Below are 21637 nucleotides of genomic sequence, written 5' to 3'. Positions count from 1 at the left end.
ATACTATGTTTCAAATTCGTTAATCATCTTATGCCATAAACTATGGGTTTGTCAAATGGAACCTGATTACCTATCGCGCTATTTCCAAAGATGCCGCATGTCTGAAAGGATATCCGCCGCCTCCAAAACACAGCCGGCCCCGGCCTTGATCAATTGATTTGTGCCGACGCTCAAAGGGTTAGTGATGTTGCCGGGAACGGCAAAAACTTCCCTGTTCTCTTGAAGGGCCACATTTGCGGTAATCAAGCTGCCGCTCTTTTCTTTTGCTTCTATGACCAAAGTCGCTTGGGAAAGGCTGGCAATCAAGCGATTCCTCATCGGGAAGTGGTATTTCTCCGGCCGTGACCCCAGCGGATACTCCGTCATGACCAAATGCTCCCGCATCATCTCCTGCTGCAACAGGACATTTTCGTTCGGGTAATAAATGTCCAGTCCGGTTCCGATGATGCCGATTGTCTTCCCTCTATTGGCGATCGTCTGCATGTGCACCGCCCGATCGATGCCTTTCGCCAAACCGCTGACCGTCACGACGTCTTCTGCTACAATCGGCGGCAGGAGGCGTCTGATGGCTTCTTCGCCATAAAGGGACGGATATCGGCTGCCTACGACACTGATGCTGTTTTTAGCGAGCAGCTTGATATCCCCCTTATAAAAAAGCACAATCGGCGGCATATAACTATTCAGCCAGCCGATCGGGTATTCCTCATCCATCACCATAAGGGCTTGGATACCCTTTTCATCATAACGCTGAAACGTTTGGTCCCATGGATTTTTCATCGCAGCATCCTTTATTTTATCCAATAAGACATTCTTATTTTTGAAGGATGCTGTCGGGGGATAGCTCCAAATGATTGCTGCAAGCGGCATATTTATATTTTGTCTCCACGACGTATACATATGGCCTAACAACATGGGCGGACAGACACCCAGCATGGCATAGTAGACTATTTTATCCCTGATTTGTGTTTCGATCATTTCGTCATGCATAAAAAAACTCCCTTCGATTCATCTATTGTTATAGATAGTCCGAAAGGAGCGATTTGCGTTTATATATTTTTGCTTTTTTTAATCTTGTAGGAAACAATAAATTTTTTCGAGTGCAGAAATGCATCACCGTAGGTGTTTCACAGGTTAGTAAAATGTTCCATGTGCTAACGAGTTGTCCAGCTTCACGGGTTAGCCCTTCGGAAATTAGATAAATCTGACCCATTGCGCTCTGCGATGCTCATTCAGGGCCAGATTTCCTAAATTTCTTTCAGGGCTGAACGAACCCGTTCAGCATTTCTTATCTTTTTCATTCCGCACCATGCTTTTTATTGGTTCGAATGTCTTTCTGTGGATCGCAGTGACGCCGTATTTTTCCAAGCCCAGAAGATGCTCTTTTGTACCGTAGCCCGCATTATTCTCAAAGCCATATCCGGGATATTCATTTGCATACTCCGTCATCAGTCTGTCCCGGTACACTTTGGCAATGATGCTTGCCGCAGCGATTGAATAGGAGAGGGCATCCCCTTTTATGATTGCTTGCTGCTCTACCGGCAGCGGCAGCTTCATGGCATCAATCAAGAGGCTGTCCGGTTCTATCGATAAATTGGCAATGGCTTGCATCATCGCCAACTTGGTGGCTTCATAGATGTTCACTTGGTCGACCACTTCCTGCGAAATGACGCCGATGCCCACATCAGCGATGGCCATGATTTCCTGAAAAAGATGTTCTCTTTTTTTGGCGGACAATTGTTTCGAATCGTTGATCGGCAAATAGGGCATTTCATCCGGCAGAATGACTGCTGCAGCCACAACCGGGCCCGCAAGCGGGCCCCTGCCCACTTCATCGATGCCGGCGATGAACCGTCTCCCTTTCGCCCGCAAGGCATTCTCGAAAACGAGCATTTTTTCTTGATGTTCTCTCAATGCAAGCTCTTTTTGGTAGTTTTTATGCCAGGATTGAATGGCGCTTTGGACACCTTTCCTTGCATCCGCCTGAATGTCCGGCCAACGCGGATCGTCCAACGTTTGGATATGCTTCAGCAGTTCCTTCATTTCTGCGATGGTCGGAAGCTTGCTCATTGCGCAGACTCCGTTTTCTCAGCGTCATCCTCGCTCTTCTCCACCGAATCCAATGTATACGGGCCGAGTTTGCCGTTCCGAATATCGAACATGATTTTTTCGCTTGCTCTTCCGTAGTCTTCACCAAAACCGAATTTGGTAGTCAGCCCCATCAGGAATTCCGGAGTGTTTTCCGCAAATGTTTTTTCATCAATTTTATAATATTCTTGCAACTTCCCGGGGTAGTACTTAAGGAAATAAGCCAATGCAAACAGGGCGACTTCATCTTTATGGAAAAGCGTGTCTTTGATGGCCCCTGTCAGAGCAAGTTTTTTGCCGATCACCTGATCTTCGAATTTCGGCCATAAAATGCCGGGAGTATCCAATAATTCAAAGTCATTGCCGATTTTAAGCCATTGTTGGCCTTTTGTGACACCCGGCCGATTTCCGGTTACAGCCCGATTTTTAGTCAAAAGTTTGTTGATCAGGGTTGATTTGCCTACGTTCGGTATCCCTAAAATCATCAAGCGGATGGCACGCGGCTTCACGCCTTTATCCGTCAGTTTTTTCATTTTAGGCGCCATGATTGCCTTCACTTCTTTCTTCAACGTTTGCATATCTTTGGGATTCAATGTTGAAATCGCGATGGCGCGCTGTTCTTTTTCATCTTGATTATAGTACTCCAACCATTCTTCCGTTTTGTCTTTGTCGGCTAAATCCGCTTTGTTCAGTACGATCAATCTTGGTTTGTTGCCGATGATTTGATCGATCAATGGATTGCGGCTCGATTCAGGTAAACGGGCATCCAACAACTCGATCACCAAGTCCACCAATTTCAATTTTTCTATCGCTTCACGTCTTGCTTTTGCCATGTGGCCTGGAAACCATTGTATCAGCATAATACCACTCTCTCTTCTTTTAATATGATTGGTCCATATTCATGATAAAACACAAGTGCAAAAACACTTGTGTTTCCGTTGTTTTTTTATTTGTTGCCATCCATCAGCCCGATTTTAGCAATAGGCCATATCCTTAAATCGGCAGTCCCCTCGACCTGCGCGGCTGGGATAAAGCCGAAGACACGGCTGTCTTTAGAGACCGATCGGTTATCGCCTAAAACAAAATAAGTATCTTTCGGAACGGTAGAAACCTTTGTGGAATCTAAGCTGAATAAGGTGAAGTCCGGCGTCAATACTTTTCCATTCGCCGCCGCCTTCAACGGTTCCAAATAGTGTTCGTCGACTTTTTTACCGTTTATATAAAGCGTGTCCTGGAAATAGGTGATTTCATCGCCTGGCAACCCAATGATTCTCTTTACATATTCTTCCCCGGATCCATCCGGAGCGGGAAAGACAACGATATCAAAGCGGTCGACTTTCGCCAGTCTATTGAGGATAAGCCGGTCACCGGTTTCCAAGGTCGGAACCATGGATTCTCCGACTACTTGAAAAGGGTAAAAAAGGTACGTTCTGATGACGATGAATAGCACGAATGCTACCGCAACCGAAATAGCGATATTCGCAAATTCTTTCCAAAATCCATCTGGAGATCCGGGATTCTTGCCGGACCCTTTTTTTGTTTTTTTATTGGACTTCACGCCAAAACGTTCATTGCGCGAGAAATAATCCGCATCGTGGTTATTCAAATCAGTTTTGTCAATTGACATAATGACACCCTTTCATTTGTAAAATAGCACTTCGTTATTCGCCTATAAACCGGAGTTCGTCTAACGGATAGTATACCATACTTGCTTTCCCTACAATATCCTCTTGGGAAACAAACCCGAACATACGGCTGTCGTTGCTGCGGTTTCTGTTGTCGCCCATCACGAAGTAACTGTTTTCTGGCACGCTATCCATCCCGGTCAAGTCCAGCAAGTTGAAATCGGAAGTAAAGGTCTCCAGTTGCTCATTGTTCCCTTGTTTCAGATAGGGTTCCTCCACAGGCTTACCATTCAGGATCAATTGATCGTCTTTATATTCCAATCTGTCGCCGGGCAAACCAATGACCCGTTTAATCAGTGTTTCTCCTGCATCATTATTGAAAATGATGATGTCAAAGCGACGGATCGGCGTCAGCTTCTCATAGATAATGTAATTATTCTGCTGCAGCGTCGGGCTCATTGAGCTGCCGTCGACTCTTAACGGAATAAAAATAAAAAAACGGATAATCACTGCCAGCAAAAGAGTGAGCATGATCGCTTTAACCCAATCCCAGATGCTGTCTTGCATTTTCTTATTGATTCTCATCGGTACCTGCCTTTTCAATCGTAATGTACAGAAGGAAATAATACCCATAGTTTAGCACAAAAGACAAATAAAAAAAATCTAAAGTAACTCAAGAGAGCTAGATCCCATTACAAGCCGAACAGATTCTGCCCGCTTGAACGGGTTTTGCACAGAAAAACAGGCCTGGAACCCTGACGGGACCCAAGCCTCCTTTCTTATTACTTTCCGGTCAGTAATTCTATCGCTTTTTCATATTGTGTATCATTTTCGGCTATGATTGTGCGCAATTTTTCTACGAGTGCCACGGCAGTGTCGCCCGTCACTGTCCCGCTTACCTCAAGGTTGTTGTCTTGTTGGAAGGCGGATACTTGGCTGGTAGTCGTTTCATCGTAATACCCATCAGCATTGACAGGATAACCTACAGCAGTCAACATTTTCTCGACATTTTTCACATTTTCCGAAACGTCGCCCTGTTGGTAGGTGGCGGTAGAATCGATGATGGTCAAAGTGGCATAATCCGGCAGAGCTACTTCGTAGTCTACTTTGATCCCTTTCTTATGGATCCAATTCCCTTGCGGCGTCAACCATTTTGCGACAGTTAATTTTAACTCGCTGTTTTCACTCAATGGATACACGGTTTGGACGGTCCCTTTACCGAAAGTGGTCGTTCCGACCAGTGGTATTTTAGCGGATTCCTGCAGAGCACCCGCCACGATTTCAGATGCGCTGGCGCTTCCCTCATCCACGAGAACGATGGTCGGTTCGGTAATCTTAAAGTCGCCGAAATCTTTACTGCTTGCTAGGATTTTATTCGGTTCCGCATCCTTTTCCTGGGTCTGCATGATGACATCCCCGTCTTTAAGGAACATGTTGCTGATCTTCAATGCCTGATCCAGCAAACCGCCTGGATTTTGTCGGAAATCAAAGACGAATGAGGTTGCGCCTTGTGTACGCAAATCTTTTACCGCGCTGACAATATCATCGTATGTCGGTGTTGAAAAACTTGATACGTGGACGACGCCTATCTCCGGATGCGCTTTATCCATTTCATAGGTCACTGTTTCGATCGGTATCGTATCCCTTACGATAGTGACCTTTATGGTTTGATCGCCTCTCAATATCTCCAAGGCTACTTCGGTTCCTTTTTCTCCCCGGATCACATTTACCGCTTCCTGGGCCGTCATCCCTTGGAGGGCTTGTCCATCCGCACTGACGATCACATCATTCGGCAACAGTCCCGCTTTTTCGGCAGGCGATCCTTTGATTGGTGATACGATGACGATTTTTTCATCCAGCGACATGATCTCTGCTCCGATGCCTTCGAAAGAGGCGGAGATTTTTTCATCCAAATTTTGGCTTGCTTCCGTGTTCAGGTATTGGCTGTAAGGGTCGCCGACAGATTCGACCATACCTTTTAAAGCTCCTGCGATCAGCACTTTTTTGTCGACGCCTTCGACATAGTTATTCAACAAGGTTTGATAGACTGCGCCGATCTGTTCCGAGGCAGCCGAATCCAGCGTTGAAGTATTGGTCCCTTGAATGATTTCTTCAGTGGGCGGTAAGGCAACGCTCCTCCCGATCCAAGCGTACGTCCCTCCAGCCGCTGCTCCCGCAACGATGAGTAAGGACAAGATATAGACTGAAAATTTTACACCCCGCTTCTTTGCGGTTTTATGCTTGTTGTCAGGTTGATTATTTTCCATTCAGGATTACACCTCGATTATTATAGGATAGATTCTAAAGCGACCAACATCATATCGTCGAATGTTGTTTCTCTTTCTTCGGCTGTTGTTTCTTCGCCGGTCAGGATATGATCGCTGATGGTCAGCAACGCCAATGCCTTCCGGTTATATTTTGCCGCAAGCAGATACAACCCGGCTGCTTCCATTTCGACGGCCAATACACCGTAGTCGGCAAGCTTTTGTTTATCCAATTCTTCATTGTAGAAACGGTCGGAAGAGAGTACGTTCCCTACATGCACGGACAGCTTCCGTTCTTTGGCAACGTTGTAAGCATTGTACAACAAGCCGAAATCAGCTATCGGGGCAAAGTTCACTTGGCCGTTGAACGTGTTTCTCACTACGCTGGAATCGGTCGTCGCTCCCTGCGCAATCACGATGTCACGGACATGGATATCTTTTTGGATGGCTCCTGCAGAGCCGACACGAATCAGGTTCTGCACATTGTATTCCGTGATCAATTCGTTCGCGTAGATCATGATCGATGGCAGACCCATCCCGGTCCCTTGAACAGAAACCCTTTTCCCTTTATACGTACCGGTGTAGCCGAACATATTCCGGACCTCATTATATTGCTCGACATCCTCAAGATAGGTTTGCGCAATATATTTTGCTCTCAATGGATCTCCCGGCAATAAGACCGTTTCTGCTATTTGTCCGGGTTTTGCTGCGATGTGTGTGCTCATTTCTCATTACCCCTCTTCACATTAAATTGTGTTTCTATCTTTGTATACTTCAAACAATTCATCAAAGACAGCCATATAGGAAACATATTCTCCGCTCAATTCCAAATAGTCCGCCAATTCATGGTAATCGGTGGATTGCTTAGGAAAACTTAAGTCTTCCGCCACTCGATTGGCGAACTTCGTTTGCGCATCTTTCTTATATGGGTCCTTGTACGTCAATATAAAAAGATAAAATGATTGTCTCATATCCATCACCTCTACTTATTCTATCAAATTTTCTACTGGTATTGTGACTTCCAGTGAATATTCTTTCGTTTGTTCATCAATATTTATCAGGCGAACGGACATTTCCCGCGGCAACGGGATTTTATTGAGCAAAATGACGACCGTCCCCTCTTCCGGTTGAATACTGAATGCATCGGGAAAAGCTATTGCCCCAGCCAAAATGCGCAAGGATTCCTTCTTCGGCAACGGTAGCCCACCCAGCGATATGCTGTCAACCTTCAGCTGCAGATTGCCTTCTGTAGTGACGAACGGATCTCCGACCAGGGCAAACGGAACCGATAGCCCCAAAATCCCCGTCTTCCCCTGTAAGGCAACCCTGTCGGTTATTTCAAGCGTGTACCCAGAATAGTCCTTGGAATTGCTCAGATATTCGTTGACGATGGACGAAATCTCCTTATTATCCAAAGACACGTAAAGCGTTATCCCTTCCGCCGGCTGGCTAACGGCGCTCTCTTTCGTGTTGCCGTCCGCAGTAGGCGCAGAAATTTCCCAGATCAACCACCCTCCCGCTAAGACGATCAGCCCAACCAGTACGAAGAAGGCTACCTTCCAAACATTGTAATGCCTCCCTCTGTTTTTCCGTGTATTATTTTCCACCATGCACAATCATCCTTTCTCAGCACTGAACAAAAAACAAAAAAGGAAACCGTGAAAAAAAGAAGGTTCAGTATTTCCTAAATTTTATCATTTAATATGCTATAATGCATTCAGAAGGATACCTAAGAGATTTTGTTTTTTTGGCTGATTACACATGCACACATGGAAAAAGGGGGAATACGTTTGACAACATTTCCGCAAAGAGACAGACACAAAGTGATTGTTAACGAGGTTTGGAACGCTGTAACACACGGCATCGGGACGCTGCTGAGCATAGCAGGTCTGATGCTATTGATCATGAAGGGATATCAATCCGATTCTATCGTCGCTATGGTAGCCTATACCATCTACGGCGCATCGATGATTCTGCTGTTTTTATCCTCAACATTATACCACAGCTTCAGCATGACCCGGTTCCAAAGGATTTTCCGCTACATCGATCATGCGGCGATCTATCTTTTGATAGCCGGAACCTATACGCCCTTCTGCTTGATTGCTGTGCAGAACGGACGAAGCAGAGTTTTATTCATCACAGTGTGGGCGATTGCCTTAGTCGGCATCATCCTGAAAATATTTTTCGTCGGTAAATTCAACCGCATCTCTACCCTTCTTTATCTGGGAATGGGATGGATGGCGTTGTTCATCGTTCAGCCTATGTACGCAACAGTCGGATTTAACGGCATTAGCCTGATTGCTTTGGGCGGTTTGGCTTACAGTTTGGGCACCATCTTCTATTCCAATAAAAAATACGGGTTTATGCATGTGATTTGGCACCTATTTGTATTGGCCGGTGCAAGCTTCATGTATTTCGCCATTCTGCTTTATGTTTAATTGAATAACAAAGAAGGGAACGGATTCGGCAGCGAATTCGTTCCCTTCTTTGTTTTGTCATGACTCTTGCGGTATTGTTATCCAAAAACATGTTCAAAGGGAAACGCCGTTTTGGCACGCCTTTTCCTATTTTGCGCGTTTGAATATCTTGAATTCATGTTCATAAAGGTTGTGTTCATCGACGGGGCCCATTTTCGATTCAACGAGTTCCCAATCGGTCCAGTCGATTGTCGGGAAATAGGTGTCCCCTTCAAAATCGGCATGGATTTTGGTCTGGTATAAATAATCGGCATAAGGGATGAACAGGCTGAAAATTTCGCTTCCGCCGATGACGAAGAGCATCTCATCTTCTTTATCCAACGCCAAGACATCCTGCACATTGTTCAGGACGGTCGCGCCTTCGATGGCGTAGTCTTTTTGGTGGGTAAGGATGACTGTCTCCCGCTTGGGAAGGAGTCTTTTCCCCATCCCCTCAAATGTTTTTCGGCCCATCACAATCTTGTGGTTCAATGTTTCTGCTTTGAAATACTTCAGGTCGCTGGGAAGATGCCACGGCAAAGTGTTGTCTCTGCCGATGATGCCATTTTCATCTTCTGCCCATAATAATGCTATCATACTGTTGTTTTGCCGCATAATCGCGATGCATGGACCTGCAATCATTCCGATAAACGCATAGAGGCTTTGTCGGTGCGGCATCCTCCTTTTTCATTTTCTTAGATTCATTTATACTGCAATCGGCGCTTTAATTCCCGCATGACTCTTGTAGCCTTCCAAAACGATATCCTCTTTATCCATCTCGAAGATGGATTTTTCCGGATGTTTCAGTACCAATTTCGGCAGATCATAGGTTTCCCGTGAAAGCTGCAGCTCGATCTGGTCTATATGGTTCAGGTACAAGTGGGCATCGCCCAGTGTATGGACGAATTCGCCGACTTCCAGCCCGGTTTCGTTCGCAATCAGATGCGTCAGCAAGGCATAGCTGGCGATGTTGAAGGGGACGCCCAAAAAGATATCCGCGCTGCGTTGATACAGTTGGCAGCTTAATTTCCCTTCGCTCACATAAAACTGGAACAAGGTGTGGCAAGGCGGCAAGGCCATGGATGGGACATCTTCGGGATTCCAAGCCGAAACAATCAGCCTTCTCGAATCGGGATTTTTCTTGATCATTTCGATGACATCCGAAATTTGATCGATGAAGTCCCCTTTTGTCGTCCGCCAATGGCGCCATTGCGACCCATAGATGTTGCCCAATTCCCCGTGTTTAGCAGCGAAGCTCTCATCGGTCAAGACGGCATCCCTGAACTTCTTCATTTCAACGTCGTATATTTCCTTGAAGCCTTCTTCATTCAGGACACGGCGGCCAAAATCAGCCATATCCGGTCCCAGATAGTCCTCGGATTTCACATACCGTTCAAACGCCCATTCGTCCCAAATATGATTATTGTTTTTCAGCAGATACTTGATGTTCGTATCGCCCTTCAGGAACCACAACAGTTCGCTTTTGACCAAGCCGAACGCTACTTTCTTGGTCGTCAGAATCGGGAATCCTTCAGATAGGTCGAAACGCATCTGATGCCCGAAAATGCTTTTCGTTCCTGTCCCGGTTCGATCGTGTTTGGTGTTTCCTGTCTCTAATACGGTCCTTGCTAAATCTAAATATTGTTTCATCCTTATTCTCCTAAAAGTTAATCTGTCGCGAATTGGCTGAGGTATTCCCAACGTTCCCATTTTTCAGCAATGGTTTCTTCCGTTGCATCCAATTCCAGCTGCAGTTTAGACAGCTTTTCAAAATCCGATCCATTTTCGGCCATGTCTTTCTGCAAAGTTTGACTCTTTTCTTCCAGGCCGGCAATGATATCCTCAATCTCTGACCATTCTTTCTGTTCCATGTAGGTCAATTTGACCTTTTCTTTGACGGCTTCGGCTTGTATTTCCGGTTCTTTGGCCGCCACGGCTTTGCTGTTCTGTTTTGCCGAGTTGCTTTCCTTCTGGTCCGAAACAAGCAGATACTCACTCATGTCACCGAAGAATACATCCGGCTTCCCGTCATCGTTCAAGATCAGCAACTTATTCGCCACCTTATCCAAGAAATAACGGTCATGGGAAACGGTGATGACGGCTCCCCCAAATGTGTTCAAATAATCTTCCAACACCGTCAAGGTATCGATATCCAAGTCGTTTGTCGGTTCATCCATCAAGAGGACGTTCGGTTTCGTCATCAAGAGCTTCAATAAATAGAGGCGGCGTTTTTCACCGCCGGACAGCGAACTGATCAGACTGCCATGTGTTTCGCGCGGGAAAAGGAATGTTTCCAACATCTCTTTGACGCTCACGATGATGCCGTCGCTTCTTTTCACCTCTTCGGCGATTTCCTGCAAGTAATTGATTACCCGTTTATCATCAGGCAACACTTCCGACAATTGTTTGTAGTAGGCAATTTTGACCGTTTCGCCGATGACCAAGTCACCGCTCGCAATTTCTTTTTCGCCTGCCAGCATATTCAGGAAAGTTGTTTTGCCGGCTCCGTTTTTCCCGACGATTCCGATCCTGTCCGTCGATTGGAAAATGTAGGAGAAGTCATCGAGTATTTTCTTTTCACCCACAACCAAGGAAATATGTTCCAGATTGAAAACGCGTTTCCCTAAGCGTGAACCATCCAATTGGATTTCCAGCTTCGTATCGGAACTGCTTTGCTGGGTAGCTTTTTCGAGATCTTCAAAGCGATTTATCCGCGCCTGCTGTTTCGTCGTTCTAGCTTTGGCGCCTTTGCGCATCCATGCCAGTTCGCTCTTATAAAGCTTCACTTGCTTGTCATCCATTTTTTGCTGGATGGCTTCGCGTTCACTCTTTTGCATCAAATAATCTTCGTAATTGCCGGTGTAGACTTCCAGCCCGCCATTTTTCAATTCGATTATTTTCGTCACTGCGTTTTCCAGGAAGTAACGGTCATGCGTCACCAATAATACCGAGCCTTTGTATGAGGCTATATATTTTTCCAGCCAAGTGATCGAGTCCATGTCCAAGTGGTTGGTCGGTTCATCCAGCAACAGCAAATCCGGTGCTTGGATAAGCACTTGTGCCAGTCCCACGCGTTTTCTTTGCCCCCCTGATAGTTCGCCCACTTTTTTTGTAATGTCATCCAAGCCGAGTTTGTTAAGGATAGACTTGATCTGCACTTCTGTCTGCCAAGCATCCTGAGCGTTCATGTTCGCCTCCGCTTGGCTATATCTATTCTGTGTTATGGGATTCATGCTATCCACTGCCAACAGTTCCACAGCTTCTTCATATTCGCGGACCGTCTTCACGATGGGCGCTTCGCCTTCATAGACAGCTTCAAAGATGGTCGATTCTTTATTCAACATTGGTTCCTGTGCCATATAACCAATCCGATAGTCACTCGGAAAGTCCAGCGTCCCAGAATCGGGGCCTTCAATACCAGCGATGATTTCCAAAAGGGAACTTTTTCCTGTTCCGTTCTGTCCGATCAAGCCGATATGTTCCCCTTCGCGGATGGTGAACGATATTTTGTTGAATAAACTTTTCATTCCGTACGATTTTTCTAGCTCGATTGCATTAAAATCTTTCATTTATGTCATTCATCCTTTGTTTTCAATCCATGCTGTTTCTTGTCCAGGGATTTTAATTGTCTCTTTGACATTGTAACACATTCATCTATATGATTGGACTCACATGTCCTAAAATTAAGTTGACCTTATTTGAAAATTTATTTTCCGAAAAAAAACTAGAGAGGAAAAGCCCTCTCTAGTTCGCTGTAAAGTCATTTTTTAAAATAATCCGGTTACGATGCCCTCTTCGGTGACATCCATCCGCAATGCAGCAGGCTCTTTCGGCAGACCCGGCATGGTCAGGATATCCCCTGTCAACGCCACGACGAAGCCCGCACCGATTTTCGGCACGAATTCTCTGATTGTTATGTCGAAACCTTCTGGACGCCCGATGGCTTTCTGGTCATCCGACAAGGAATATTGCGTTTTGGCCATACAAACCGGCAAACGATCCCAGCCGTTTTTCTTGAACTGGCGCAATTGGATCTTGGCTTGTTTCGAATAGATGACGCTCTTTCCGCCATAAATCTTGGTGACGATTTTTTCGATTTTTTCTTCGATGCTGCATTCTTCGGCAACATAAAGCGGTGTGAATGCAGCGGTATTTTCATCGATGGCTTTGACAACTGCATTCGCCAAAGCCACTCCGCCTTCAGGCCCTTTCGCCCAGACCGCAGTCTGCACACAGTTTACGCCTTGCGCAGCGCATAAATCAACGACGGCTTGGATTTCGGCTGCTGTGTCGTTTGTGAACTCATTCAATGCAACAACAACTGGAATACCGTATTGTTGCATGTTTTCGATATGTTTCTGCAGATTTGCGTAGCCCTTTTTGACGGCAGCGACATTCTCTCCGCTGTTCAGGTCTTTCACAAGTACGCCACCATGCATTTTCAGCGAGCGAACCGTCGCAACGATGACAACCGCATCGGGATTCTTGCCTAATTGTGGCGCTTTGATATCCAGAAACTTCTCAGCACCAAGATCCGCACCGAAGCCTGCTTCGGTGATGACGTAGTCGGCTAATTTCAACGCTGTTTTTGTCGCAAGGACGCTGTTGCAGCCATGGGCGATATTCGCGAACGGTCCGCCATGAACGAAGGCTGGTGTATGATACAACGTTTGGACCAAGTTAGGTTCCAACGCATCTTTCATCAACAAGGTTAAAGCCCCTTCGACTTTTAACTCTCTGACCGTCACAGGTTCCCTATCGAAGGTGTAGCCGATCACGATATTGCCGATTCTGTTTTTCAGATCTGTCAAGGAAGTCGCCAAGCACAGAATGGCCATGATTTCGCTCGCAACCGTAATATCGAAACCATCTTCGCGCGGAACACCTTGCACAGGGCCGCCCAGACCGATCACGATTTTTCTTAAGGCACGATCGTTGATGTCCAATACCCGTTTCCAGGTGATGCGTCTTTGGTCGATATTCAGTTGATTTCCTTGTTGAATATGATTGTCGATCAGCGCAGATAACGTATTGTTTGTAGCTGTGATGGCATGCATATCACCGGTAAAATGCAGATTGATGTCCTGCATCGGTTGCACTTGGGCATATCCGCCGCCTGCAGCGCCGCCTTTGACTCCCATTGTAGGCCCCAATGAAGGTTCGCGCATCGCGATCATCGCCTTCTTGCCGATGCTGGTCAAAGCATCGCCCAGACCGACTGTCACTGTCGATTTACCTTCACCAGCCGGTGTAGGGTTGATGGCTGTAACCAGGATGAGTTTCCCATCTTCTTCATTACTCAATGAATTGATTTTATTGATGGCCACTTTAGCTTTGTATTTCCCATATAAAATCAAATCATCTTCTGTTAAGGAAAGCTTCGCTGCCACTTCTTTAATCGGAAGCATTACATTAGATTGGGCAATCTCGATATCTGTCTTCAAAACTATCACTCCAAATTCTTCATTATTTACATACATTTTAGCACATCGCCTAGCAGATGGAACGCATTTTATAACCAAATAACGAATAAAACTGCTTTCATTTTTCGGATTATAAAGGTTTTTGCTGCAAAAAGAGTCGTATTTCACCTGGTGGAAAGTAAAATGTCAAAAATAAACTCCAGAAGAGAAATTTCATTCGAAATCCCTCCTCTGAAGTTTATGAATGGGATGCAATCCATTTGGTGATGAGAATGTCCATCAACACCATTTGAAAATGAGCCCTATTTCTTATTGGCGAATCAAATAATCGAATGCGCCTAAAGCAGCCGTTGCTCCAGCTCCCATTGAAATGATGATTTGTTTGTAGGCACTATCTGTGCAGTCGCCTGCAGCGAATACGCCATCAAGATTTGTGGAACCATGGTTATCGGCAATGATTTCGCCACGTGCATTCAATGCCACGCCAGAGTCCTTCAACCAAGCAGTGTTCGGTATCAATCCGATCTGAACGAAGACACCTTCAAGTGCTATGGAATGCTCTTCATTCGTTTCACGATCAGTATACGTAATGGCTTCGACTTGATCTGTGCCGGTAATTTCTTTTGTCGCAGCATTTGTAATGACAGTTACGTTCGGCAATGCATTTACGCGATCCTGCAGCACTTGATCAGCCTTTAATTCCGGCAAGAATTCCAGCACATACACCTGTTTAGCTAACCCAGCCAAATCGATTGCTGCTTCAATCCCTGAATTGCCGCCGCCGATGACGGCGACGTCTTTGCCGGCAAACAAGGGGCCATCACAGTGCGGGCAGTTTGTTACCCCTTTGGTGCGGAATGCTTCTTCGCCAGGAACATTCACATTACGCCAATGGGCACCGAGTGACAAAATCGCAGTTTTCGCTTTCAAGACTGCTCCATTTGCCAATTCGACTTCAATCAAGTCATTTTTGCGGATAGCGACGGCACGTTGATTCTTCATGATATCCACTTTATATTGGTTCACATGTTGTTCTATTTGAGCCATCAATTTTGGCCCTTCCGTATAAGGAGTCCCGATCAGGTTTTCGATGCCTACCGTATCCATGACTTGTCCGCCGTAGGTTTCGACAACCATGCCGGTCTTTATGCCTTTACGCGCTGCATAGATTGCCGCGCTGTTTCCGGCTGGTCCACCACCTACAACAAGGACGTCGAAAACGCCTTTGCCGGCAAATTCGTCTGCGCTCGTTGGCCCGGCGGCTTTATCAAGTAATTGCTCGATGGTCATACGGCCGCTGGCAAGCTCTTCCCCATTAAGGAAAACAGTCGGCACAGCCATGATCTTCTTCGCTTCAATTTCATCTTGAAACATGCCGCCTTCAATCATTGTGTGAGAGATTTTCGGATTCAGGACAGACATAATGTTTAACGCTTGAACAACGTCCGGGCAGTTGTGACATGTCAAACTGACATACGTCTCAAAATGCAACTCCTTATCGATTGCTTTAATCCGTGCAACGATCGCGTCATCCACTTTCGGCGCACGACCGGAAACTTGCAATAAAGCTAAAATAAAGGATGTGAACTCATGTCCTAATGGCAGTCCGGCAAACACAATGCCGCTTTCTGCATCAGGATTAGTGATAGTGAAACTTGGTGTGCGGGCTAACGCTGCAGCTTCTATGGTGATTCTAGGCGTCATTTCAGCAATCTCTGCTAAAAACTCTCGCACTTTGCCGGAGTTTTCATCCTCGCCCAAGCTTATTTTGAATACAATATCCGATTCTAAAAGTTCAAGATATTGTGCCAGTTGCCCTTTGATTTCTGTATCTAATGCCATGGGAGCCTCCTTAAATTTTACCTACCAAATCCAAGCTAGGTTTCAATGTTTCTGCTCCTTCTTTCCATTTCGCAGGGCAAACTTCGCCTGGATGGGTACGGACATATTGAGCTGCATGGATTTTATTGATTAAACTGCTTGCGTCACGGCCAATCCCGTCCGCATTGATCTCTACTGCCTGAACGATTCCGTCCGGATCAATGATGAATGTTCCGCGCTGGGCCAAACCTTGTTCATCCAATACATCAAATCCTATAGAGATAGCATGAGACGGATCGCCGATCATGATGTATTCAATTTTGCCGATGGCGTGTGAATGATCATGCCAAGCTTTATGAGTGAAGTGGGTGTCTGTTGAAACGGAATAAACTTCCACACCTAAACTTTTCAATGTAGCATATTGATCTTGTAAATCTTCTAATTCAGTCGGGCAAACGAAAGTAAAGTCTGCTGGGTAAAAACATACAATGTTCCATTTCCCTTTTAAATCTTCTGATGAAACCTGGATAAATTCACCGTTGTGATAAGCGTTCGCTTTAAATTCTACTATTTCTTGTCCGATTAATGACATTTCGCTTCCTCCAATTAGAATAATTATTTTAGAATAATCTCTATAAATCACTATATCGAAACGGATGATTTTGGTCAATTTTTTTGCCTCCGTTTGTAATTTATATTATCGACTAATTATATAGATCGACTTATAATAGCCAAAATCCTCTTGCATTCTCAATTATACGGTAGCATTCTCAAAGATACACAAAAAAGACTGTCCGGTGAATGAGATTTCCATTCGCCGGGCAGTCTTTTGAAGAGTTCGAAGTTTCAAGCATGGATACTTCAGGTCAGATAGCGAACTGTTCACGATTCAAGTCGCAGGCAGTCCACCAGGATTCCATCGTATTAACCATTATTTCTTCGGTTAATCCTCATCCATCTTCAAAACGGCCATGAACGCTTCTTGCGGAACTTCAACCGATCCGACTTGCTTCATGCGTTTCTTACCTTCTTTTTGTTTTTCGAGCAATTTGCGTTTACGGGAGATGTCTCCGCCGTAACATTTCGCCAATACGTTTTTGCGCAAGGCTTTGATTGTCGTACGCGCCAAAATCTTGTTGCCGATTGTGGCTTGGATAGGCACTTCGAATTGTTGACGCGGAATCAATTCTTTTAATTTGTCAGCGATGATGCGGCCGCGATTATAAGCGAAGTCTCTGTGTACAATAGAACTCAACGCATCGACCACTTCACCGTTCAGCAGGATGTCCATCTTGACCAACTTGCTTTCGCGGTAACCGATCAACTCATAGTCAAGAGAGGCATAGCCTTTTGTGCTTGATTTCAGTCTATCGAAGAAATCGAAAATGATTTCGGCCAAAGGCATTTCGTAGACGACGCTCACGCGGAAATCGTCCAAATAATCCATCGTCACGAAACTGCCACGTTTCTTTTGGGCAATCTCCATCACGGCGCCGACATAATCGTTGGGAACCATGATGCTTGCTTTGACGTAAGGCTCTTCGATGCTCTGCACTTCAGTGGCGTCAGGCATTTCAGAAGGGTTATCGATCTGCAGCACTGTACCGTCCGTTTTGTTGACGTGATAGATAACCGATGGCGCCGTTGTGATGATATCCAGATCGAATTCGCGCTCGATCCGTTCTTGGATGACATCCATGTGCAGCATGCCCAGGAAGCCGGTACGGAAACCGAACCCTAGGGCTTGCGATGATTCCGCTTCAAACTGCAAAGAAGCATCGTTCAACTGCAGTTTTTCCAAAGCTTCGCGCAGATCGTTGAAGTCTGACGCATCCACCGGATAGATTCCGCAGTATACCATCGGGTTCATCTTGCGGTAGCCGGCTAAAGGTTCGCTTGCAGGATTGTTCGCCAACGTGATGGTATCCCCTACTTGCGTATCTTGGATCGTTTTGATGCCGGCGGTGATGTAGCCAACGTCCCCTACCATCAGATAATCCCGTTTGATCGGTTTTGGAGAGAAAATCCCTACTTCGATGACTTCATATTCTTTTTTGGTCGCCATCAGTCTGATCATGTCGCCAGGGCGGATGACGCCGTTTTTGATGCGGACGTTCAAGACGACACCACGATAAGCGTCGTAGGCGGAATCAAAAATAAGGGCCTGAACAGGAGCTTCCAGATCGCCTTCCGGAGCGGGTACTTTTGCGACGATCTGTTCCAATAATTCAGGAATACCCAAGCCGATCTTTGCGCTGGCCAAAATCGCTTCGCTGGCATCGATCCCGATAACCTCTTCGACTTCTTCGCGGACGCGTTCAGGATCCGCAGCCGGCAAGTCGATTTTGTTGATGACCGGTAAAATCTCCAGATTGTTGTCCATCGCCAAATAAACATTCGCCAAAGTCTGCGCTTCGACACCTTGTGCGGCATCGACAACTAAAATGGCGCCTTCGCAGGCCGCTAAACTGCGGGATACTTCATAAGTGAAGTCGACGTGCCCCGGGGTATCAATCAGATGGAAAATATAATCTTCCCCATCGTTTGCTTTATAAGTCAATTCAACCGCATTTAATTTGATGGTGATACCGCGTTCTCTTTCCAGATCCATGGAATCAAGCAACTGCTCCTGCATGTCGCGATCGGCTACCGTATGGGTGCTTTGCAGGATGCGGTCGGCCAATGTCGATTTCCCGTGGTCAATATGGGCAATGATAGAAAAATTTCTTATCTTTTTTTGTCTTTGTTTCATTTCTTCTAGGTTCATATTAGTTGCTCTCTTTCTATAACGTCCATTTGGTTCACTAGAAAATTATACCAATCCAAAGCGTATCTGACAAGGCGGCTGCCGACATTGGCTCCTCTTTCTATCACAAAAGAGCTTATTGCAGACAGAAGAACCTGGTCCAATTAGTCCCAGGTTCTTCCGTTATATTGAGCTGTTCGGTATTAAAGAGCGTCGATGACCTCTTGCAATGAATGTATTGATTCTTCAGGGATAGGCAGATCCTGATGTGCCTCATTAAATTCATCCAGGTAGTCTTTTCTCATCTGCATTCTTGTTTTCACTAATTTTCTGTAGTCTTTGTCCGTGATGTCGGGATCGAAGCCGGCAACAGAAAGATAGCTTAAGTGCGGAACGTCGCCAAATGGCTTGAATTCCCCGGACCCTTCCACGACGCTTTCGATGACGCCCAGTGTCACTTCTTTTGGTATTTTTTTGTCCAAGAAGAAGCCGGTGTTGATGATATAGCAGTCCACTTCATCATGCTCCAATAATTCCTTGAAGCCGGCGTAGTCCTCCGCCAACGGATAGACACGGAACGGGTTCGCAAACGGCTCGATGACCAGCATATCCCGGGATTCCCCTTTTTTGATGGTCTCTGCGGTGGAGCGTTTTGTTGCCAAAGTTGTACCGAATGTTGCTGCCAATACGGCATTATCGACTTTAACCAATGGCGGCAAGGAATCATCCTTCATGATCCAATAGACCGCATTGATCGGTTCAGAAAATCTATCCACCCGGTTCGGGGTTGAATAGCGCGATTTGACTGTTCGGCCGTTGCCGTTGCGGATATCTTCGGTGACCAAAACGATTTTCCCGTCTTCATCCTTTGTCACCCCGACGTTTTGCACAGTCACGAAGTAGTCCTGTTCCGGATGGTCGGCCGGATAATCTTGCGTCTTATCGAAGTAGGCTGGCTCCAACGCAATCGATGAGCCATCTTTGAGGTCGATCAGGAATGCGTCATCATGCAATACCTTGATTTCATATTTATTTTCGTGTTTGGAATGGGTCAGGGTGGATTTCCCCGAGCCTGACAACCCGAAGAAGGAAGCGACATAAGATGCGCCATCGTTCAGTTTGAACTGTTTCAGCCCCCCATGGCAAGCCACAAAGCCGTTGCGGTGTCCCGTCCCCCAGGCGAGCGTCAAGGTGCCTTTTTTGAATTCTCCGAAATATTGCATTCCCAGGATGCAGGCAACGTTTTTATCCGGTTCAAACAAAGCCAGCCCCAACGGATAATCTGGATGCCGCCAATCGGGATCGCCATAAATATAGATGTCACCATCATCGTATGTTTTTGACTTAGCATACATATCCTTATATTCTTTGTTATCCCATTGGAAATTCAGCAGCCAGGAATACAGATTGTTCTCGTTTCCTTCCGGCAAGGCAATATGCGCCTTGACCATAAATTCTTCGTCCAAACCGACGTAGCCGGATGTTTTATAGTAGTAGCGTTTGCGGTTCTTATAGATGACATCCCTGACGATTCCTTCCAGAATTTCATCTTCCTCTTTGTTCTCACCGATGGTCCGTCTCGCTCGGGCAGTACGTCCGAAAATCTTCCCGCCGTTTTCGACCAGCACTTTAGCATGGTTCGGCAATCCAAGCTCTGCAGTATGTAAAACAGGCAGATCCGTTACGATGACGCCGTCGGCATTTTTTGCCAGCTCGTAGGCATCTGCGATATCCGTGACTTCATGCATATTATTGCCATAGAAAGCTGTCTCAATCGTCGTTCTGAACTTAGTAAGCAAAGGATTGGACTTTTTTAACTCAGATCTTTTATAAGTTTCTCTAGTAGCCATATACGTCACCTCGTTGATTTGATACTCCTATTATAAACTTTATTCTATGTTTTGTAACCCCTTACACCACTTAGAGCTAAACTTTTTATCTTTTTTGACACAATTACAACTTGAGTATAGGATTATCAGTCAATATCCTTTCCGGCATGATGAAATCAAAAAAACAGAAAAAGAATGAGCGTACCCCATTCTCTTTCTGTTTTTTCATTTCTTCTTTTTGCTGCCGTCGAAGTTAAAGGCATCCTTTACTTTTTCAAAAAAATTGGACTCATCCTCAACGACAGTATCGCCGCCTACAGCTGCAAAGGCGCGAATCGCTTCTCTTTGTTTTTCATTCAGATTTTTCGGTGTAACAACCGTGACTTTTACGTGTTGGTCGCCGTTGCCGGTTCCGCGCAGCTTCGGAGCACCTTTCCCCTTCAGGCGGAAATTGGTTCCCGTTTGAGTACCGGCAGGAACCTTCAGTTTCACCTTGCCGTGGACGGTAGGCACTTCAATCTCATCACCCAATGCCGCTTGCACAAAACTGATCGGCAGCGTGTAGTAGATTTCCGTCCCTTCGCGGTCGAAGATATCACTCGGTTCAACCTGGAAAACGACATAGAGGTCGCCGTATGGGCCGCCATTGCTGCCTACTTCGCCTTGGCCATTCAAACGCATTTGTTGTCCGTCCTCCACACCGGCAGGAATCGTGACCGCGACGGAATGATCGGCTTCAACATGACCGCGACCATAACAGGTTGTACATTTGTCGGTGATCTCTTTTCCGGTACCGCCACAGACATCACAGACCGCTTGCGTCATCACGCGGCCGAAAGCTGTGTTTCTTTCGACGCCGACGGATCCCGAACCATGACATTTTGAACAGGTCTTAGGACTTGTTCCAGGCTTCGCCCCGGAACCGTGACAGGTATGGCATTCCTCTTCGCGTTTGTATTTGATGGTCTCTTTTTTACCGAAAATGGCTTCCTCGAATTTCAGGTGGATACGGTATTGCAGATCAGATCCTTGACGAGGAGCGTTAGGATTTCTGCCGCGGCCGCCACCGCCACCGAAGAAGGATTCAAAAATATCTTCGAAGCCGCCGCTGAAGCCGCCGAATCCACCGCCGCCAAAGCCGCCGCCGCCGAAATTAGGGTCTGTGCTGGCATGGCCGTATTGATCGTAGGCCGCTTTTTTGTCCGCATCGCTCAACACTTCATAGGCTTCGGCGAGTTCTTTAAATTTTGCTTCTGCACCTTCCTCTTTGTTGATATCCGGATGGTACTTCTTCGAAAGCTTGCGATAAGCTTTTTTTATTTCGTCGTTGGTTGCATCTTTCGCCACGCCCAACACTTCATAGTAATCTCTTTTTGCCATTGTTTCGC

Annotated in this window: 19 protein-coding genes; 1 reads left to right on the top strand and 18 read right to left on the bottom strand. The window is 46.0% G+C overall.

All coding sequences use genetic code 11. The annotated features are described in order from the left end of the window. Positions 1-78: 78 nt before the first annotated feature. The 9 genes from dprA to BM101_RS00270 all read right to left on the bottom strand — a co-directional run bounded on the left by dprA (position 79) and on the right by BM101_RS00270 (position 7584). Positions 79-987 carry a DNA-processing protein DprA gene (gene dprA / locus BM101_RS00310; protein ID WP_245825612.1) on the bottom strand — a complete coding sequence of 303 codons (909 nt, stop codon included), beginning with the start codon at positions 985-987 and terminating at the stop codon, positions 79-81. 288 nt (positions 988-1275) lie between these two features. Beyond that, entirely contained in the window at positions 1276-2067 is a 792-nt protein-coding gene (locus tag BM101_RS00305) for a ribonuclease HII (RefSeq protein ID WP_087031159.1), read from the bottom strand. Beyond that, positions 2064-2945 (bottom strand): ribosome biogenesis GTPase YlqF, encoded by an 882-nt coding sequence (gene ylqF, locus BM101_RS00300; RefSeq protein WP_087031157.1) that lies wholly within the window; start codon positions 2943-2945, stop codon positions 2064-2066. Before ylqF ends, BM101_RS00305 begins: the two co-directional genes overlap by 4 nt. An 86-nt stretch (positions 2946-3031) precedes the next feature. After that, positions 3032-3712, bottom strand: coding sequence for a signal peptidase I (lepB, locus tag BM101_RS00295; protein ID WP_087031154.1), 681 nt, complete (start codon positions 3710-3712; stop codon positions 3032-3034). A 34-nt stretch (positions 3713-3746) separates the two neighbouring features. Continuing rightward, on the bottom strand, positions 3747-4295 hold the full coding sequence (gene lepB, locus BM101_RS00290; protein ID WP_087031150.1) for a signal peptidase I: 549 nt from the start codon (positions 4293-4295) through the stop codon (positions 3747-3749). A 197-nt stretch (positions 4296-4492) separates the two neighbouring features. Beyond that, positions 4493-5977, bottom strand: coding sequence for a S41 family peptidase (locus BM101_RS00285; protein ID WP_087031147.1), 1485 nt, complete (start codon positions 5975-5977; stop codon positions 4493-4495). Between the two features lie 20 nt (positions 5978-5997). Next, a complete protein-coding gene (gene deoD / locus BM101_RS00280) occupies positions 5998-6699 on the bottom strand; it encodes a purine-nucleoside phosphorylase (protein ID WP_087031144.1) in 702 nt (233 codons plus the stop codon). Between the two features lie 21 nt (positions 6700-6720). Then, on the bottom strand, positions 6721-6945 hold the full coding sequence (locus tag BM101_RS00275; protein WP_087031140.1) for a YozE family protein: 225 nt from the start codon (positions 6943-6945) through the stop codon (positions 6721-6723). Between the two features lie 15 nt (positions 6946-6960). Further along, positions 6961-7584, bottom strand: a complete 624-nt coding sequence (locus BM101_RS00270) for a YpmS family protein (RefSeq protein WP_087031137.1) — start codon at positions 7582-7584, stop codon at positions 6961-6963. A 180-nt stretch (positions 7585-7764) separates the two neighbouring features. On the opposite strand from BM101_RS00270, the gene trhA reads away from it, so the two are divergent. Beyond that, on the top strand, positions 7765-8412 hold the full coding sequence (trhA, locus tag BM101_RS00265; protein ID WP_245825611.1) for a PAQR family membrane homeostasis protein TrhA: 648 nt from the start codon (positions 7765-7767) through the stop codon (positions 8410-8412). A 126-nt stretch (positions 8413-8538) separates the two neighbouring features. Here trhA and BM101_RS00260 read toward each other — a convergent pair whose 3' ends face one another. From BM101_RS00260 to dnaJ, 9 genes are all read right to left on the bottom strand, one after another. Continuing rightward, positions 8539-9027: a dihydrofolate reductase gene (locus BM101_RS00260; protein WP_087032085.1), complete on the bottom strand. Its 489-nt coding sequence runs from the start codon at positions 9025-9027 to the stop codon at positions 8539-8541. A gap of 108 nt (positions 9028-9135) precedes the next feature. After that, a complete protein-coding gene (locus BM101_RS00255; protein ID WP_087031130.1) occupies positions 9136-10080 on the bottom strand; it encodes a thymidylate synthase in 945 nt (314 codons plus the stop codon). Positions 10081-10097: 17 nt separating this feature from the next. Next, positions 10098-11999: an ABC-F family ATP-binding cassette domain-containing protein gene (locus tag BM101_RS00250; RefSeq protein ID WP_087031127.1), complete on the bottom strand. Its 1902-nt coding sequence runs from the start codon at positions 11997-11999 to the stop codon at positions 10098-10100. A gap of 198 nt (positions 12000-12197) precedes the next feature. Next, entirely contained in the window at positions 12198-13874 is a 1677-nt protein-coding gene (locus BM101_RS00245; protein ID WP_087032083.1) for a formate--tetrahydrofolate ligase, read from the bottom strand. 288 nt (positions 13875-14162) lie between these two features. Then, positions 14163-15695 carry an alkyl hydroperoxide reductase subunit F gene (gene ahpF / locus BM101_RS00240; protein ID WP_087031124.1) on the bottom strand — a complete coding sequence of 511 codons (1533 nt, stop codon included), beginning with the start codon at positions 15693-15695 and terminating at the stop codon, positions 14163-14165. A 10-nt stretch (positions 15696-15705) separates the two neighbouring features. Beyond that, a complete protein-coding gene (gene ahpC, locus BM101_RS00235) occupies positions 15706-16266 on the bottom strand; it encodes an alkyl hydroperoxide reductase subunit C (protein ID WP_087031121.1) in 561 nt (186 codons plus the stop codon). Between the two features lie 351 nt (positions 16267-16617). Next, on the bottom strand, positions 16618-18441 hold the full coding sequence (gene lepA, locus BM101_RS00230; protein ID WP_087031118.1) for a translation elongation factor 4: 1824 nt from the start codon (positions 18439-18441) through the stop codon (positions 16618-16620). Positions 18442-18623: 182 nt separating this feature from the next. Beyond that, positions 18624-20270, bottom strand: a complete 1647-nt coding sequence (locus BM101_RS00225; RefSeq protein WP_087031115.1) for a phosphoenolpyruvate carboxykinase (ATP) — start codon at positions 20268-20270, stop codon at positions 18624-18626. Between the two features lie 204 nt (positions 20271-20474). Then, positions 20475-21629, bottom strand: a complete 1155-nt coding sequence (gene dnaJ, locus BM101_RS00220; protein WP_087031112.1) for a molecular chaperone DnaJ — start codon at positions 21627-21629, stop codon at positions 20475-20477. Positions 21630-21637: the final 8 nt, after the last annotated feature.

Source organism: Trichococcus palustris (assembly GCF_900114465.1).
Taxonomy (GTDB): domain Bacteria; phylum Bacillota; class Bacilli; order Lactobacillales; family Aerococcaceae; genus Trichococcus; species Trichococcus palustris.
This window is presented reverse-complemented; position numbering and strand designations above follow the sequence as displayed.